The organism is Streptomyces sp. NPDC026589 (assembly GCF_040638385.1).
Lineage (GTDB): Bacteria > Actinomycetota > Actinomycetes > Streptomycetales > Streptomycetaceae > Streptomyces.
Genome location: NZ_JBEZYG010000015.1, coordinates 197,007 through 215,043, shown reverse-complemented (window position 1 = coordinate 215,043; position 18,037 = coordinate 197,007). Strand labels below are relative to the sequence as shown.

The window sequence follows — 18,037 nt, the reverse complement described above, 5'->3', positions numbered from 1 at the left end:
GTACGGCCTGCGTACGGCCTCTGCGCGCGGCCTACAGGTGCGTCGGCTCGAACATCCGCAGCAGGGCCGGGAGCACGACGACGGACGGGCCCGGGGCCGTCAGCGCCTTGCCGAGGTCGGCGGCGAGGGACTCCGGTGTCGTCACGACGGCCGGTACGCCGAAGGACTCGGCGAGCGCGACGAAGTCCGGGCGGGAGAGCTCGGTGGCCGTGGCCGTGCCCTCGCCGAAGGCGTCCGTCATGTACTCGCGCAGAATGCCGTAGCCGCCGTCGTCGACGATCAGCCAGGTCAGCGGCAGGTCGTACTGGCGGGCGGTGGCCAGCTCCGCGATGGAGTACATCGCGCCGCCGTCGCCGGAGACCGCGAGCACGGGCTTCGTCGGGTCGGCGACTGCCGCGCCGATGGCCGCCGGGAAGCCGTAGCCGAGGCCGCCCGCGCCCTGGGCGGAGTGCATGGTGTTGGGGCGGCGGGCGTCGAACGCGGACCATGCCCAGTACGCCAGGATCGTCATGTCCCAGAAGCTGGGCGCGGTGTCGGGCAGCGCCTCGCGGACGGCGGCGAGGACCTGCTGCTCCAGGGTCAGGTCCTGGGCGTCGATCCGGGCCCGTACCTTCTCCAGCACGGTACGTACGCGCTCGGTGGCGCCCGGGTCCTCGCGGGGCTCGACGGCCTCCAGGAGGTCGGCCAGGGCCTCGCGGGCGTCGGAGTGGATGCCGAGCGCGGGGTGGTTGGACTCCAGCTTCCCGGCGTCCGCCTCGATCTGGATCACCCGGCCGCGCGGGCGGAAGGTGTGGTAGTTCGAGGAGAGTTCCCCGAGCCCCGAGCCGACGACGAGGAGGACGTCCGCGTCCTCCAGGAAGTCGGTCGTGTGCCGGTCCTCCAGCCAGGAGCGGAGCGAGAGCGGGTGCTCCCACGGGAACGCGCCCTTGCCGCCGAAGGTGGTGACGACGGGGGCGTCGATCTTCTCGGCCAGCGCGCGCAGCTTGCCGGAGGCGTCGGAGCGGACGACTCCGCCACCCGCGATGATCACCGGGCGTTCGGCGTTCGACAGCAGGTGGGCCGCGGCGATCGCCAGCTCGGGGCGCGGGTAGAGGTCGCGCGGGGTGGCGTCCATGGCGCTGACGACCGGCAGGGTCGTCCCGGCGAGCAGCACGTCCTGCGGGATCTCCACCCAGACCGGCCCGGGCGGGGCGGACAGCGCGGACTCCCAGGCGGCGGCGATCGCGGAGGGGATCTGCGAGGCGGACCGCACGGTGTGCACGGACTTCACGATGTCGCGGACGGAGGCCTGCTGGTCGCGCAGCTCGTGGAGGTAGCCGTGCCGCCCGCCGCCGAGCCCCGCCGTGGGGATCTGGCTGGAGATCGCGAGGACGGGCGCGGAGGCTGCGGCCGCCTCCTGGAGCGCGGCGAGCGAGGTCAGCGCGCCGGGCCCGGTGGACAGGAGCAGCGGCGCGACCTCGCCGGTGATCCGGCCGTACGCGTCGGCGGCGAAGCCCGCGTTGTTCTCGACGCGGAGCCCGACGTAACGGAGGGAGGAGCGGCGCAGCGCGTCGAACATGCCGAGCGCGTGCTGGCCGGGCAGCCCGAAGACGGTGGTCGCGCCGAGCCCCTGGAGGGACTCGACGACGAGGTCGCCGCCGTTGCGCCCGGCCGGCGGGTTCAGGACGGCGGCGGCCTGGGCGGCGGTGAGCCGCGGCCGGTCGTCGTGGTCGTGGCTCACTTGGCCGCGCCCTCCTTCGTCTCCTTCTCCGCCGCGATCTGGCGGGACATGATCGTCGTCAGCTCGTACGCGGCGTGCGAGGCGGCCACGGAGGTGATCTCGGCGTGGTCGTACGCGGGGGCGACCTCGACCAGGTCGGCGGAGACCAGGTGGCAGGAGGAGAGGCCGCGCAGGATCTCCAGCAGCTCGCGGGAGGTGAGGCCGCCGGCCTCGGGGGTGCCGGTGCCAGGGGCGTGCGCCGGGTCCAGGACGTCGATGTCGATGGAGATGTACAGCGGCCGGTCGCCGATGCGCTGCCGCAGCTGGTCGGCGATCTCGTCGACGCCGCGCCGCATGACGTCGGCGGAGGTGACGATCCCGAAGCCCATTTTCTCGTCGTCGGTCAGGTCCTGCTTGCCGTAGAGCGGGCCGCGGGTGCCGACGTGGGAGAGGGCGGAGGTGTCGAGGATGCCCTCCTCGACGGCCCGGCGGAACGGGGTGCCGTGGGTGTACTCGGCGCCGAAGTAGGTGTCCCAGGTGTCCAGGTGCGCGTCGAAGTGGAGCAGGGCGACGGGCCCGTGCTTCTTGGCGACGGAGCGCAGGAGGGGCAGGGCGATGGTGTGGTCGCCGCCGAGGGTCATCAGGCGTGCGCCGGTGCCCAGGAGGTCGTCGGCCGCGCCCTCGATGGTCTCGACGGCCTCGTTGATGTTGAACGGGTTCGCCGCGATGTCCCCGGCGTCGGCGACCTGCGCAAGGGCGAACGGGGAGGCGTCCTGCGCCGGGTTGTACGGGCGCAGCAGCCGAGAGGCCTCACGGATGGCGTTGCCGCCGAAGCGGGCGCCGGGCCGGTAGGAGACTCCGGAGTCGAAGGGCACGCCGACCACGGCGACGTCGGTACGGCCGACCTCGTCGAGCCGGGGCAGCCGGGCGAACGTCGCGGGCCCGGCGTACCGCGGGACGCGGGAGGAGTCGATGGGGCCGCGCGGCGACTCGGTGCTGCTCATGGGGGTGTGCCTTTCCTTCGGGTTCGTACGGTGTCGAGTGTGCGGGCCTCCCAGCCCGTCCGGCCCAGACCCCCGGAAGACGGTATGTGACCGAAAGCCAACTCTGAAGTGTACGTTTCCTCCATTCGCGACGCACTGAATGGATGAACCATCCATGCCGAACACCCCGAACATGCCGAACCCTTCCGCGGGCGCCCCGCGGGCGACTCCGCCGGCCGGCCCGCCGACCCCGCCCGTCCCGCTGGCCGAGCTCCTGGCGCGCGAGGAGCTGGGCCTGCGCCGGATCGCCGGCCCCGCCGACGCCGATCTGCTCTGGGTCCACACCTCGGAGATGGCCGACCCGTTTCCGTATCTGCTCGGCGGCGAACTGCTGCTGAGCGCGGGCGTGCTGCTGACGGACCCGGACCACTACGTCGGCCGGCTGGTGGAGGCGGGGGCGGCAGCGCTCGGTTTCGGGGTGCGGCCGGTGCACGAGACGGTGCCCCGGGCTCTGGTCGAGGCGTGCGACCGTGAGGGCCTGCCGCTGCTGGAGGTGCCTCCGGAGACCCCGTTCACCGCGATCTCTCGGGCGGTATGGCGGCTGATGGCCGAGGCGCGCCACCGCGAGCTGCGCCGGGTGACCCGCGCCCAGCAGGCGCTGGCGACGGCGGCGGCCCGCCCCGACCCCGTACCGGCGGTCCTGCACCAGCTCGCGACGCGGCTCGGCGGCCGGGCGGTCCTGCTGACGGCGCGGGGCGAGGAGGTCCACGCGGCGGGCCGCCGCCCGGCCCCGGAGGCGGCGGGGGCCCTGACCCGGCTGGCCCGGGTGGTCGCCCGCGAACGCCCCGGCTCCCCCTCCTCGGCCACCGACACCCACGGCGGCACCCACCTGTCCGCGTACGCGCTGGGCGGCAACGAGGGCTTGGTCCTGGCGCTGGCGACCCGGCGACGGGAGTCCGGCGACCACACGGTGGCGGGCATCGCGGTGGTCCTCCTCTCCCTCCTGGCCGCCCCCCACCAAGGCGCGGACGCGGCGGGCCGTTCGGCGGCCCTGGTCCGCATGCTCCTGGGGGCCTCCCCCGCCGAGGTGGCGCCGCTCCTCGGCTCCACCGGCCCCTGGACGGTGATCCACGCCCTGCGCACGGACGGCACCCCGGCGGACGTTCTGACGGCGGAGGCCCTGGGCGCGTCGCTGGGCACGGCCCTGGTCGACGCGGGACGCGGGGCGGGCGAGGCGGTCCGGCTGCTGCTGGGCCCGGGCGGCGGCGAGGCAGGCTCGGCGGAGGGCGGGGAGCCGCTGACCGACGGTCCTGCGGGGACGGGCCCATCACCCCGTCCCGCCCGGCTCACCCCGAGGCTCGGCTGGACGCTCGGCGCGTCCGCGCCCACCCCCGTCACCGCTCTCGCCGCCGCCGACACCCTGGCCGCCCGCGCCCTGGCCCACGCGCGGGCGACCCGCGCCCCGTTGACGGTGGACGCCCTCACGAGCGGCCTCGCCGCGCTGGTACCGCCCGAACGGGCGGCCGCCCATGCCCGCGCCCTCCTCGCCCCGCTCACCGCGTCACTGGCCGACACCCTGCGCTGCTGGCTCTCCCTCCACGGCAGTTGGGACCGTACGGCGGTGGCCCTCGGCGTCCACCGCAACACCGTCCGCCAACGCATCGGGCGGTGCGGGGAGTTGCTGGGCGCGGACCTGGACGACATGGACGTACGGACGGAGTTGTGGTTCGCGCTGCGGCAGACATGACCACGACCCGGGCCCACAGGCACCCCGGGCACCCCGGGTACCCCGGGCACCCCGGGCACCCCGGGTACCCCGGGCACCCCGGGCACCCCGGGCACCCCGGGCACCCCGGGCACAAAAGCCTTCGCGCCTCCGTGGCGCGCTGACTAGTCTCCGCGCATGGCCTCACTCGCGCGGCACCGTCTGTCCCCTGCCGACACCGGCCCGGCGCTGCGCGCCCTGCGCGCGTGGACACCGCCCGACGCCCCGGCCGGGAGCCTGCACCCCGGGGACGTGGGCTGGCTCCTGCGACTGGACGACGCGACCGTCTACCTCTGGACCGACGCACGGGCCGAGGTCCGGGCCGAGGTCCGGGCCAGCAGCGATGCTGCAAAGGCGGCACCCGTCGCAGTCGGCTTCCTCGACGGCCCCGTGCTGCGCGTGACCGCCGCGCCCGACGCCGACCTCGGAGCGCTCGCGGCGGACGCGGAGGACCTGCTCGTACCCGGCAACGACGCGACCGACGGCCTCCCCGTGCCCGGCTGGGAGCCGGACACGGAGGAGCCCTGGCTCGTCTTCTCCTGGACCCCGGGGCCGGTGTCGAGCCGCGCGGTACAGGTGACCGGGCCCGACGCCGCCGACCGGGTACTGGTGCACCGGGCCGCCTTCGCGGGATCCACGTTCTCCGTCGACCACTGGCGCAGGATGAAGGGGTCCCCCGCGGGCCACCTCGCCGTGGAGACGCTCGTCCGCACGCCCGCCGGGGACCCCGCCGCCGCCGCGACCGGCTGGTTCGGGGGCACGGGCCGATGCGGACTGCTCGAACCGGTCGGCACCCATCCGGACCACCGAGGTCACGGCTACGGGCGCGACGCCGTACGGGGCGCGTGCGCGGCGCTCGTCGACCGGGGCGCGAGCGCGGTGGCCGTCCTGACGCCGGCCGGCAACGAGGCGGCGGCAGCGCTCTACCGGTCGGCCGGATTCGCCCTCGTACGCGAGAACCACGACTGGACGCGTCCCGGCCGGGTGTGAACACCGCTTCCCCTCACGTCACGTCACGTCACGTCACGTCACGTCCCCCTGGTGTGTACTCCACAGCTACCCCTCGGTATGTTGCAGTGGCAAAGGGGGATGGTGTGGCACGGGATTACGACAGTCAACTGCTGGAATCGGTGGGGGTACGCCGCCGCAGGACGCGGGACGCCCTGCTCTTCGGCGCGGGGCGCGCACGGCGCACCGCCGACGAGCGGCTCGGGAAGGTATTCGCGGGCATCGCCATCACCGCCGTGCTCTGCGCCGGGTGCGTCGGCTGGTCCTTCCTCCAGCACACGCTGGACAGACAGAAGGCCGAGCAGGAGAAACAGCAGCGGCAGGCGCAGCATTACGAACCGCCGACGCATTCTTCCGGCCCGGCGAAGAGCCCCTGATCAACTCCGGCCGAGAAACGACGAAGTGGCCGGGAATTCACCAGGCGGGCACCTATCGCAGGCGAGATTTCGCCGAGATCGGAAATGCGCCAACCACGCCATGCACTATGCCTAATTGGCCCGACATTTCGGAACATCACGATGATAGGTTTCCGTAAGTGGTGAGCACAGCAATGACGTCCCGATCGGAACTGAGCCGGGTGACCCTGGTCGGCGAGCGGCGCCGGGCGGACATCGTGCTGCCCTCGGACACACCCATCGGTCAACTACTGCCGGACATACTGCAGTTGCTGGACGACCGCGCGGCTTCACGGCCGTTGACCCGGCAGTTGATCACCTCCGACGGTTCGGCCCTGCCGCACGACAGCACGCTCGCCTCGGCCGGCGTCAGCGACGGCGCCGTGCTGCGCCTGGTCAGGACCCACGCGGCTCCGCCCGCCCCGGTCGTCCACGACGTCACGGACCAGGTGGCCGACAGCCTCGACCTACAGGCCTGGCGCTGGCGTCCGGCCGCTCGCAGGGTCACCGCCGGGGCGTCGACCGTGGCCTTCGCGGTGATCGCCGCCCTGTTGGCCCGGCGCGAATTCCCGCTCGGCGCCCTGGCCGTCGCGCTGGCGGTCGCCACCGTCGTCCTGCTGGTGGGCGGCGCGCTGTGCGCCCGGATCGGAACGGGCAATCGCGGCCTGGCGACCGCGCTGCTGTTCGTCTCGGGCGGCCTCGGCGTTCTCACGGCCTGGACCGCCGCCGACGCGTACGACTGGTCGGGCCCGGCCCGGCTCGCCGCGGTGGCGACGGCGGTGGCCCTGGCCCTGCTGCTGCTCGGGTTCTTCTCGCCGCTCGGCCGCGGTGGCCTGATCGGCGCCGGTGCCACTGCCGCGGTCACCGCGGTGTGGGAGGCCGTCGCCGCCGTGGAACCGGATCCGGCCCGGCTGGGCGCGGTGATGGCGGTGTTCTCCGTGGTGCTGCTCGGCGTGCTGCCCCGGCTCGCGCTGATGGCGTCCGGCCTCACCGCGCTGGATGACCGGCGGTCGGGCGGGGCATCGGTCAGCCGCCACGACGTGGCCGACGCGCTGACCGCCACGCACCGCGGACTCGTCCTCGCCACCGTGGTCACCACGGCGTCGGCGACGGCGGCGGGCTGGCTCCTCACTCTGACTGCCCGGCCGACCGTGTGGACGGTGCTCCTGCCCTCGCTGGTAGCGGTGGTGCTGCTGTCGAGGGCTCGCGCGTTCCCCCTGGTGGCCGAGGTGGTGGCCCTGTTCGCCGGCGCGGCGGTCCTGCTCGTACGCCTCGTGATGCTGTGGATGGAGCAGCCGTCCGCCGGTGCGGGCCCCGTCGTGGTGCTCGGCGTGGCGGCGCTGCTGCCCCTGCTCGCCCTGGCGGTGGAGCCTCCCGAGCACGTGCGGGTGAGGCTCCGGCGCACCGCCGACCTGATCGAGTCCATCGGCATGGTGGGGCTGTTCCCGCTCGCTATCGGTGTGTTCGGCATCTACGGCCAGTTGCTCGACAAGTTCTGACATTCATGCGCGGGCGTCTCCGGTCGGGGCATCGGAGCGGAGGAGGAGGGCAGACATGCCGAACGCGGACAACTGGCAGGGTGATGTGCTGCGCGATCTGAGGGGAACCCCTCCTCCGCGGCGCGCGCAGAGCCACAGTGCGGCACACGGCGACCATCCGGCACAGGAACAGCAGCAGCCTCCGCAGGAGCAGCCGCAACCGCACCCACAGCCACAGCCACAGCCGCCGGAGCAGCCGCAGCCGCGTACGGGTGCGCGAGCGCCGGGCCCGAACACCCCCGCATCGTCCCCCGCTCCCGCCCCTCCCCCGGCACGTGCGCGACAGCCCGCCCGGTCCCCCGACTCACGGCCCGTGATCGACAGCGCGCTGTCCGGTACGGCACGCCGCCCCCGGCAGGGTGAGCCGGCCGCAGCGCGGGTATCACGCGCGGTACGCCGGATCGTCTCCTCGTCGGCGGCCCGCGAGGTCGCCGAGATCACCCGCACCGCCGAGCGGATCCAGCAGCCGGTGACGACCGGCCGGCAGATCGCCGTCACCTCCATCCGGGGCGGCGCGGGCAAGACGACGGTGGCCGCCCTGCTCGGCACGGCGTACGCGCACTACCGCCAGGACCCGGTCCTCCTCGTCGAGGCCGACCCGGCGCTCGGCTCGCTGCCCCTGCGTCTCGGTGCCGAGACGCTGCGCTGGACCACGGCCGACCTGGCGGACATCGTGGAACCGCAGATGTCGCTGCTCGACATCACCGGATACCTCGTCCAACTCCCCGACAACGCCTGGCTGCTGCCCGGCAGCCAGGGGCGGATCGGGGCGATGCTGGACACAGCGGCGTACGAGCGGGTCATGGTCGCGCTCCGCCGCTACTTCGGGGTGACCGTCGTCGACTGCGAGACGCTGCCCGCCGAGGTCGCCCGGGTCGCGCTCTCCGCCGCCCAGGCCCGGGTCCTGGCCGCGCCCGCCACGCTCGACGGCATCACCAGCACGTACGCGGTCCTCCAGTGGATGCAGGGGCTGCCGCGCCACATGATCGCCGGGACCGTGGTGGCGCTCACGAGCACCACGTCCCGCCCCGGGATCGATGTGGAGGCGGCCGCCGAGAAGCTGCGGTCCACCGGCGCGACCGTCCACGTGCTGCCCCACGACCGGCATCTGGCGGCAGGCGGAGCACTCCGCACCGAACTGCTCGCCCGGCCGACGCGGCTGGCGGCCACCCGGCTGGCCGCCGAGGTCTTCCAGCTCTCCCAGAAGCGCCGGTGACCGCGATGCGGGGCGTTACGACCGCCACAGTCAAAGCCACAGTCGCAGCCGTCGCAGCAGCCGCTTCCGCCGCTTGCGCCACACCCGCCACACCTGCCATACCCGCCGCACCCGCCACTTCCGCCACTTCCGCCACCGTGAACGCCGGACCACGCCCATGAGCACCCGACTGATCCACCGCCCCGCCCGGACCACCCGCCCCCCGGCCGCGCCCGCGCCCCGCACCATCGAGGCCCCGCCCAACCTCCCCGAGGGGAAGGCGGGCAACATCGCGATGTCGCTGCTGCCGGTCGCCGGGGTCATGTCGTCCGTCGTGATGATGACGGTCGTCCGCAACAGCCAGTTCGCCGCCCTCGGCGCGATCATCCTCGTGGTCACCGTCATCGGCTCCGTGGCGCTGCTCTTCTCGCAGCGGGGCAAGGCCCAGCGCACCCGACGCACGCAGCGCGAGGCGTATCTCGCCTATGTGGAGGACCTGCGGGAGGAGTTGTCGGGCGAGGAGCGCGTACGGCGTGAGCGCGCCGATGTCCTGAACCCCCCGCCGTACGCTCTGTACGACATCGTGCGGGACCCGGCGCGCCTCTGGGAGCGGCGCAGGGTCGACGACGACTTCCTACGGGTGCGGGTCGGCACCGGCGAGATGCCCGTACGGGATCTGGGAATCGCCGAGCCGGGCTCGACGGTCCTCACACCGCCCGACCTGTTCATGCTCAACGAGGCCTCGGCGCTGGTGAACCGGTTCCGCAACGGCACCGAACTGCCCCTCACCGTCCCGCTGGACCGGATCGGCAACGTCAGTGTGATCGGCCCGCGCGAGGACTGTCTGCGGGTGGCCCGTGCCCTGCTGGTCCAGACGGCGGCCCTGCACGCACCCGACGACGTGGCCATCGCCGTCGCGGCGCCGGGTGATCGCATGACCGACTGGGAATGGGCCAAGTGGCTGCCGCACCTGCTCGACACCGAGCAGTTCGACGGGCCCGTGGCCGCCCGCCGTATCGCCCCGTCCGCCCCGCAGCTCGCCCGGCAGATCGGGGCGGAGCTGCGCCGCCGGGCCTCGTACGCGGCCGAGGTCCGCCGGGGCCTGGCCGGCCGGGACGCGCTGTCCATGAACTCCCGGCTGCTCGTCGTCACCGACGGGCACGGCGAGGACGCCGTGGACCTGCCGCGCCCGGACGAGGCCGTCGGCCTGCGCGAGATGGGCGTCACCGTGCTGCATCTGCTGGAGCGACGGGTGCAGGAACCGGGACACGTCAGCGTACGGATCACGGTCGACGGCACGGACGTGACCATCGAGGACCTGCGGACGCCGGAGCCCGTGGAGGCGTACGGCACGGTGGACGAGGCGGGCGCCCCGTTCGCCGAGGGTCTGGCCCGGATGCTCGCGCCGCTGCGGCTGTCCGCCGAGTCCCTGGCGGACGCCCCGCTCTCCGGACCGGTGGGGTTCGCGGCGATGCTCGGCGTCGACGACGTGGCCCGGCTCGACCTGGAACGGCTGTGGGCGCCGCGCGGCGAGCGCGCCTTCCTGCGCGTCCCGATCGGCATCAGCGACTCCCACGAGCCGGTGCTGCTGGACCTCAAGGAGTCCTCGGAGCTGGGGATGGGCCCGCACGGGCTGTGCGTGGGCGCGACGGGCTCGGGCAAGTCGGAGCTGCTGCGGACCCTGGTCCTCGCCCTGGTGGCCACCCATCCGCCGGAGGACCTGGCGCTCGTGCTGGTCGACTACAAGGGCGGGGCGACGTTCGCGCCGTTCGCGGACCTGCCGCACGTGGCCGGGGTCATCACCAACCTGGAGAACCAGGCGGGGCTCGTCGAACGGGTCCACTCCTCCCTCGCCGGGGAGGTCAAGCGCCGCCAGCAGGCCCTCAAGGACGCGGGGAACGTCGCGGACATCGGGGACTACGCGGCTCTGCGCGCCGAGAAGCGGCCGGACCTGGATCCGCTGCCGCACCTGTTCGTGGTGATCGACGAGTTCGGCGAACTACTCACCGCGAAGCCGGACTTCATCGATCTGTTCCTCTCCGTCGGCCGAATCGGCCGCTCCATCGGCGTGCATCTGCTGCTCTCCAGCCAGCGCATCGAGGGCGGCAAGCTCAAGGGCCTGGACACCTACCTCTCCTACCGTCTCGGCCTGCGGACCTTCTCCGCCGACGAGTCGCGCACCGTCCTGGACACGACGGACGCCTTCCACCTGCCTCCGCTGCCCGGGTTCGGCTATCTGAAGGTCGACACGAGCCACTACGCCCGGTTCAAGGCGGGCTATGTCTCGGGCGGCTACCGCGGCCCGGTCCGCGGCACCGACGAGGAGGAGACCGGCCCGCTGGCGCTGCCGTACGAGGCGTACAACACCCTGGCCGGACCGGACGAGGCGCGGCAGTCAGCGGAGCCGGCGTCCCGTCGCCGCGAGACCGGGCCGACCGAACTAGGCGTCATGGTCGCCCAGTTGACCGGGGCGGCACCGCCCGTACGAAGCATCTGGCTGCCGCCCCTGCCGACGGCCACCGCGCTGGACACCGTCGCCGGTCCTCTGGACATCGGACCGCGTGGGATGCGGCTGACCGGGGCGGTCGCGGACGGGCGCCGGCGGCCCCTCCGCGTTCCCGTCGGGCTGCTCGACGACCCGGCCAGGCAGTGGCAGGGGCAGTGGTTCCTGGACCTCACGACGGCGGGCGGCCACGCGGCGGTCATCGGCGGCCCCCAGTCGGGCAAGACGACGCTGCTGCGCACACTCGTCCTCTCCCTCGCGCTCACCCACACGCCACGCGAGATCGGCGTCTACGGACTGGACCTGGTCGGCGGCGGCCTCCAAGCGCTCTCGGGTCTGCCGCACGTCGGCGGTATCGCGGGCCGCGCCGACCGGGAACGGGCGGCCCGCACCGTCGAGGAGGTCCGCACGATGCTCGCCCTGCGCGAGGACCTCTTCCGCGAGCACGGCATCGACTCGGTCGAGCAGCTGCGCACCCTGCACGCGGCCGGCCGACTGCCCGAACTCGCGTCGGCCGAGGTCCTCCTCGCCATCGACGGATTCGGCGCGCTGCGCGACGACTTCGACGAGCTGGACGACACGATCGCCGACATCCTCAAGCGCGGCGGCGGTTACGGCATCCACGTCGTCGCGTCCATGCTGCGCTGGAACGACGTACGCATCGCCATCCAGTCCAACTTCGGCACCCGCGTCGAACTGCGCCTCAACGACCCCGGCGAGTCCAGCATCGACCGCAAGCTCGCCGAGACCCTGTCACCCGACGAGCCGGGGCGGGTCCTCACCGACGGGAGGCTCTTCGCCCAGGTGGCGCTCCCCCGTACGGACGGGGTCGCCGACACACCGGACCTCGGCGCGGTCCTGGAGCGTACGGCGCGTACGGTCCGGGCGACCTGGAGCGGCGAAGTGGCGCAGCCAGTGCGCGTGTTGCCGCACCTTCTTGAGCCGCACTCGCTGCCGGGGCCGGCGGCCGAGCCCACGCGCGTACCGATCGGGCTCGACCAGTCGGCGCTCGCGCCCGTACTGCTCGACCTGTTCCAGCACGATCAGCACCTGCTGGTGCTGGGGGACAGCGAGTGCGGCAAGACGAACCTGCTGCGGACCGTCGCACACGGTCTCATCGACCGCTACGGGGAAGACGAGTTGGTGTTCGCCGTGATGGACCCGCGGCGCTCACTGCGCGGCGTGGTCCCGGAGGAGTTCAACGGCGGGTACGCGTACAACGCCAAGCTGTGCGCCGGGCTTTCGGCGGGCATCGCCACCGAGTTGGAGAAGCGCCTGCCCGACGAGAACGCCCGGCTGGAGGACCTGGAGCCCGGCAACTGGGGCGCGGGCCCGCGGATCGTCGTCCTCGTCGACGACTACGACGTCCTCACGACCGCCGGACAGTCACCGCTGTCCGCGTTCCTTCCGTACATCCCCTCGGCGGTCGACATCGGCCTCCACTTCGTTCTGACGCGCCGGGTCGCCGGCGCCTCACGGGGCATGTACGAGCCGCTGGTACAGGGTCTGCGGGAGTCGGGCGCCTCGGCGCTCCTGATGGCGGGCGACCGCAGCGAGGGCCAGTTGTTCCCCGGCGTGTACGCATCCCAACAAGCTCCCGGACGAGGCGTGTTCGTCCGCCGTGGGCAGCCCAACCGCCTGATCCACACGGTGTACGCGCCGATGTGAAACTCCTCGGTGCGGAACAGCGCCCGCCCGTGCATGACCACCGCGGAACGACGAAGGACCGAAAGGACCGGACGACCACTCCATGACCAAGGACGTCATCGCTCTCACCTCTCGTATGCCCGACCCGTGGGCCGTACTGGCGGGCCTGCTCTCCGGAGGCCCGGACAGGCTGGTAGGCACGCGGGGCGAGGGCGCGGTGATCCAGCTCTGCGACACGGAGGGCCGCCCGCTCGTCTCCGTGGAGGCCCCGCTGCTGGTCTCCGTCGAGGGTGAAGCCGAGCGGCTGCTCGGCACCACGGCCCCGCCGGTCCCGTACTGGTGGACGGAGGCCCGCGCCACCACGGGCGTCGCGGAGGCGGAGCAACTCGCGGGGGTCTTCGCGACCCGGCTCGCCGCGTTGGTGGGCGGCTCCGCCTGGCCGCCGGACGCGGCGGGATCGCTCGCCGTGGTGAAGACCGACGGCGTGAGCGTCGCGCCGGAACCCGCCGCCGCCCAGCCGGCCATCGACGTGCTCACCGGCAAGGTCGCGGTGGTCATCCAGGACCGCCCGGTGGTGGCGATGACGGCCTGGCTGTCCGACGCCTTCCGGGCGGCGGCGAAGGCGGGTCTCGGCATCCAGATCGTCAGCCCGGCGGGCACCACGCTCTCCCCCGCCGTACGGGACGCTTTGGGCGGCTGGCCGTCCCGCTGGATCGTCCAGGACGAACGGGACGGCTACTACGACGGCCTGACCGGGGCCGTACTGCGCTGGCAGGACGGCGCGTTCGACCCGGTGCTCTCCCCCGACGCGACGGAGGACGACCCGCGCACCCCGGTGGCGGCTGCCTACCAGCGGGTCCACGACACCGGCGACCGCCAACTGGGCCTGACCTTCCGCATGGTGCACCCGGCGGACGAGCGGCTGGTGCTGGGCGGCGGTCTGGAGACGGTGTGGCGGGAGCTGACGGGCGAACCGCCGGCCGGCTGGGGCACGTCGGAACCGGCGACCCTCCCCTGGTCCCCGGGCCGGCTGACCGACGTCGCGTTCGAACGGGCACCGGAGCCCACGTGGTTCGTCGTGGTCGGCACCCGCTCGCGACCGGCCATCGCGACCGTACGCGTCACCCGGACGAAGGCGGGCGTGGAGGAGGAGGTCACCCTCGCCTTCGGCTACGGCGCCGACGAGGAGCCTCCGCTGGACGCCCTGCCCGCGGCCGCCGAGACGCTCGCCACGCGCCACCACCTCCAGTCGATGCTCGTACAACTTCGCAAAGCGCGCCGCGATGTGGCCGTACCGCCGCGCTTCGAGGGCCCCGGGGTCCCGTTGGCCTTCGTGCTGGGCGCGGAGGAGGTCCGCGCGCTGCCGGGAGACCGGGCGCGACGCACACCCCTGGCCGAGCAGCCGGTGCGGCTCGGCCCGAGAACCAGGCCGGCGCTGTACTACCCGCTGCCGGGGAACCCCTCGGACCTGGCGGGGTGGCAGGAGTTCGAGAGGCTGATGCGGCACCTCAAAGGGGCGTAGGGACTTCCCGGACTCCCCCCGCAATCTGGCTGATTGCAGATTGCAGTAGTGATGCCGAGGTTGATAGACAAGGATGTGCGCACAAGTAGGCGTGCGTTCGGTCGTTGTAGTCGATGCGTTAGATGTTTCGCAGCTTCGCTGCTTCGCTGCTCGCTGTTTCGATGTAACGGGGGATGTCATGAAGTTCGACATGGGGGCGTCGGTCCTGTCGAGGCTGCTGTCGGATTCGCAGAGTGCGAGTACGGATCTGGGGACGCTGATCCAGCAGCTGATCGCGGCGGCGGAGCCGTTGGAGGGAAAGTTCAACGGGGCGGGGAAGGTCGCGTTCGACGATTTCAAGACACGTTCGGACGAGATCACGAAGGCGTTGAACGCGTCGTTGTCGGGGATCCTGGGCGGTCAGTCGGGGATGGACGCGGCGTTCGGCTCGGGTGACCAGGAGCAGGACGAGAACGCGAAGTCGCAGATGGCGTCGGCGAATTTCGACGCGGCGCGTTTCGGCGGCCGCTGACACCGGTCATGGTGACCGGCTCGGCCACACATTTCTGTCTGACGGGGAGTTGAAGGACTGATGGCGGGCAGCACGGACCGGCGTTCGTACGACACGGGGGCTTCGACGGAGGTACAGGCGGCTCTCCAGGTGGTGATCGGCCGCCTGGAGCAGGTGATCACGGCGCGGGACGCGCAGGTGAGAGCGGCGATGAACGACTTCGCGGCCGATGGCGTGGCGGACGAGTACCACGGCAAGGAACTGCGGTGGAACGCGACGTCGCAGGAGGTGCGGAACATCATCCGGCTGCTGCGGACGACGTTGGAGAAGAACGACGGCACGGCCGCGCAGACGCTGGCGCGGGCGAAGGCCGCGGTCGACGGCATCGGCTGACCGCCGGGGGGTTCATGAATGCGCCCACCCCGTGCGGGGTGGGCCGGTCGTGTTGTGCGTACGGGGGCGTGGATGGTTGCGTGGGATATCAAACCGCAGGGTGTGCAGGGCCAGTTGAAGGTGGTCGGCGGGCATGCCGGTGAGCTGGAGAAGGCGCTCAACGCGCTGATGACGCACCTGTCCGAGGCGGCGACAGCGGCGGGAACCGCGGTGCCGGGGGGTACGGAGACGGGGCAGCCGGTGGGCCCGGTGATTCCGCACCGGCAGGCCGGCCCGGTCGCGGCGCTCGTCAGCGCCCCGACGGCGACGGGCCCGGTGGCAGCGGCGCTGGGCGCGTACGCGCAGGCTCGGCAGGCGCAGCTGAAGTCGATGTCGGAGCGGATCCAGGCGGCGGTGCTGGGTGCGGCGACGGCGACGAACGAGTACGTGGAGGGCGACCTCGACACGGCGAAGCAGGCGCAGAACGCGGCGCAGGCCGTCCGTCTGGACGTGCTGAAGGACCTGCGGGGTGGGAAGTGAGCGACAAGGAGCCGATCGACCCGTCCGGCATTCCGGTGTTCACCGGGGACCTGGCGGTGCTGGACCAGAAGGTGACCGCCCTGGCCGGGGACGGGGAGAACATCGCGACGGCCGCCGGTGACATCCACAGCAGCTTCGGCGGACTCCAGGCGTTCTACAAGGCCCCGGAGGCCGATCAGCTGTTCGCGACGACACAACCGGTCGCACACCGCGGGGCCGCGCTGAAGGGGGACCTGACGAGGATCACCGGCGCGCTCGGCGCGTACGCGGACGACGCGCAGCCGCTGGTGGCGAAGTTGCGGCGGCTCAAGCGGGAGGCTTCGGCCTTCCTGGACGAGGCGAACGCGGACGACAAGTGGCGCGAGGACGGCGACCTGGTCGAGGAGAACAACCGCCGCCGCGACGAGATCGCCGAGACCTGGGCGGCATTCCAGGCGGTGGAGCGCGCCTGCTACAACAAGATCATCACGCTGGTGCCCGACGGCAAGCCGCTCAAGACCGACGACGGCTCCGGCGGCAAGGGCATGTACGGGTACGACGCCGAGGCCCTGAAGCAGGCCAAGGGCCTGCCGTGGGGCGACCCGGTCAAGGAATCCACACCGTGGTGGCAGATCCACGAACACGCCTGGGACTTCGGCAAGGGCTTCGTCGTGGACGGCGTCTGGGCCACGGTCAAGGGCCTGGGCACTCTGGTCGGCACCGAGGGCTGGGACTCCATGAAGCAGGCATGGACCGGCCTGGGCAACCTCGCCACCGGCGTCATCCTCACCGTCGCCGCACCCCACGTCCTGTGGCTCACCCCGGAGGACAAGCTGCCGGGCTTCGCCCGCGACGCACGCAAGGCGATGACGGAGACCGGCAAGGCCCTCATCGCCTACGACCAGTGGGGCGAGAACCCGGCCCGCGCCGGAGGAGCGGTCACCTTCAACGCCCTGACGACAATCTTCACCGGCGGCACCGGAGGCGCGGTCTCCGGCGCGGGCAAGGCGGCGGTCGCGGCAAAGGCCCTGTCATTCGCGAACAAGGCGGGCCGCTACGCCGACCCGACGACGTACCTCTTCAAGGGCGCGAGCACCGGCCTCACCAAGATCAGCGACGTCATGGCCGGCCTCAAGGGCACGGGCAACGTCGAGATCCCCCCACTGCCGCCGGGCGCAATCACTTTGCCGGACGGCGGCTTCAAACTCGCCGACGGCACCCTGCACCTGCCGGAGGGCGCAGCACTCCCGGACGGCGCGTTCGAGATCCCGAGGAACTCGGTCAAGCTCCCGGACGGCGCGGAGATCCCCGCCGGAGCGATCGACCTGGGCGACGGCGTGGTCCGCCTCCCCGAAGGCGTGGCCCCGCCCGCAGGCTCCCTGCCGATCCAGGAAGGGGCCCTGAAACTCCCCGAAGGCACCACCGCCCTGCCCGAGGGCATCCTCCGGGGCACCGACACAGACGGCAACATCGTCCACCTGGACCGCGAGGGCAACATCCTCGGGGAAGACGGCACGCTCAAGCAGCACCACACCGCCTCTAAACACGAGAACCTACCCGCAGGCAGCTTCGCGCCTGCCGAACAACTGACGCCGGCAGGTCACGGGCGGGGGGCGATCACCGCCGGGGGTGTCGGCCACGAGAGGCTGGCACACAATCTGGACGACACAAACGGCGACGCGCACCGCGGAGGCGGCTCATCAGCCCCACCGTCGTCGCCCTATAGGCCAGAGGGCTCCGAAACGCAGGCAGGGGGCCACGATGGCGGCAGCCCGGCTGGGCATGGGGAGGACGCCGGTGGACCGCCTGGCGCACAACCGGACGGTTCCCCATATCGTCACGTTAGCGACATGGGAACCCGTCGCGGCTACGAAGCGCGGATCGCTCCCGAATCCAGAATTCCACACCCACCCAAGGAGCCCGGAGATCTCGTACTAAGCACAGGCGATCCCGTGTACTTTCGAGAAGGAAGAACCGCTATTGGTTACGATAGGAGCACCATGGTGAACTTCGACCGTGTGCGCCCTCTTGACGGTTACCATGATGTCGTCGTGCATGGCAATGCCCAAGGGTTCTTCGAACCCGGTCGGGTAAACCACGCTGAACAAGGCTTCTCCGCCGGCGATACCCATCCTTCTCATATCGCCGAAGCTATTCGGGCTAACCCTAGCTATAGCGGCGGACCCGTTCGACTAGTTTCCTGTCACACGGGGAACACCTCCCAGGGCGCACTGGACATCCCTGCCGCTCAGGCAATCGCCAACGAACTGGGGGTCCCAGTAACTGCTCCCACAAATAAGGTCGGCGTTAGCTCGAGGCTCGGACCCGGACAAGTTCCTACAATATTCGACGGCGGGTATTGGCGGACTTTTCTACCGCTGGCGCACTAACGAGGAGCCAA

General features: G+C 72.3%; 13 protein-coding genes. 11 read left to right on the top strand and 2 right to left on the bottom strand.

Features of this window, described 5'->3' with window-relative positions; genetic code table 11:
• Positions 1-31 precede the first annotated feature (31 nt).
• Both AB0F29_RS25820 and speB read right to left on the bottom strand, forming a co-directional pair.
• A complete protein-coding gene (locus tag AB0F29_RS25820; protein WP_361876258.1) occupies positions 32-1,720 on the bottom strand; it encodes a thiamine pyrophosphate-binding protein in 1,689 nt (562 codons plus the stop codon).
• Positions 1,717-2,703 carry an agmatinase gene (gene speB, locus AB0F29_RS25815; protein ID WP_361876256.1) on the bottom strand — a complete coding sequence of 329 codons (987 nt, stop codon included), beginning with the start codon at positions 2,701-2,703 and terminating at the stop codon, positions 1,717-1,719. The genes AB0F29_RS25820 and speB overlap by 4 nt, the downstream gene beginning before the upstream one ends.
• A 172-nt stretch (positions 2,704-2,875) precedes the next feature.
• On the opposite strand from speB, the gene AB0F29_RS25810 reads away from it, so the two are divergent.
• From AB0F29_RS25810 to AB0F29_RS25760, 11 genes are all read left to right on the top strand, one after another.
• A complete protein-coding gene (locus AB0F29_RS25810) occupies positions 2,876-4,429 on the top strand; it encodes a PucR family transcriptional regulator (protein ID WP_361876395.1) in 1,554 nt (517 codons plus the stop codon).
• 156 nt (positions 4,430-4,585) lie between these two features.
• Positions 4,586-5,437 carry a GNAT family N-acetyltransferase gene (locus tag AB0F29_RS25805; RefSeq protein WP_361876253.1) on the top strand — a complete coding sequence of 284 codons (852 nt, stop codon included), beginning with the start codon at positions 4,586-4,588 and terminating at the stop codon, positions 5,435-5,437.
• Positions 5,438-5,541: 104 nt separating this feature from the next.
• Complete coding sequence (locus tag AB0F29_RS25800) at positions 5,542-5,832, top strand: hypothetical protein (protein WP_361876250.1); 291 nt, start codon at positions 5,542-5,544, stop codon at positions 5,830-5,832.
• A gap of 173 nt (positions 5,833-6,005) precedes the next feature.
• Entirely contained in the window at positions 6,006-7,349 is a 1,344-nt protein-coding gene (gene eccD / locus AB0F29_RS25795) for a type VII secretion integral membrane protein EccD (RefSeq protein WP_361876247.1), read from the top strand.
• 55 nt (positions 7,350-7,404) lie between these two features.
• Complete coding sequence (locus tag AB0F29_RS25790) at positions 7,405-8,604, top strand: MinD/ParA family protein (protein ID WP_361876244.1); 1,200 nt, start codon at positions 7,405-7,407, stop codon at positions 8,602-8,604.
• 157 nt (positions 8,605-8,761) lie between these two features.
• Complete coding sequence (gene eccCa, locus AB0F29_RS25785) at positions 8,762-12,754, top strand: type VII secretion protein EccCa (RefSeq protein ID WP_361876241.1); 3,993 nt, start codon at positions 8,762-8,764, stop codon at positions 12,752-12,754.
• 82 nt (positions 12,755-12,836) lie between these two features.
• Positions 12,837-14,255 (top strand): DUF6177 family protein, encoded by a 1,419-nt coding sequence (locus tag AB0F29_RS25780; RefSeq protein WP_361876238.1) that lies wholly within the window; start codon positions 12,837-12,839, stop codon positions 14,253-14,255.
• Positions 14,256-14,433: 178 nt separating this feature from the next.
• Complete coding sequence (locus AB0F29_RS25775; RefSeq protein ID WP_215101848.1) at positions 14,434-14,766, top strand: hypothetical protein; 333 nt, start codon at positions 14,434-14,436, stop codon at positions 14,764-14,766.
• 60 nt (positions 14,767-14,826) lie between these two features.
• Positions 14,827-15,138 (top strand): pore-forming ESAT-6 family protein, encoded by a 312-nt coding sequence (locus AB0F29_RS25770; protein WP_018959356.1) that lies wholly within the window; start codon positions 14,827-14,829, stop codon positions 15,136-15,138.
• A 72-nt stretch (positions 15,139-15,210) separates the two neighbouring features.
• Positions 15,211-15,657 (top strand): DUF6507 family protein, encoded by a 447-nt coding sequence (locus AB0F29_RS25765; RefSeq protein ID WP_361876233.1) that lies wholly within the window; start codon positions 15,211-15,213, stop codon positions 15,655-15,657.
• Positions 15,654-18,026, top strand: coding sequence for a hypothetical protein (locus tag AB0F29_RS25760; RefSeq protein ID WP_361876231.1), 2,373 nt, complete (start codon positions 15,654-15,656; stop codon positions 18,024-18,026). Before AB0F29_RS25765 ends, AB0F29_RS25760 begins: the two co-directional genes overlap by 4 nt.
• The last annotated feature ends 11 nt before the right edge of the window (positions 18,027-18,037 follow it).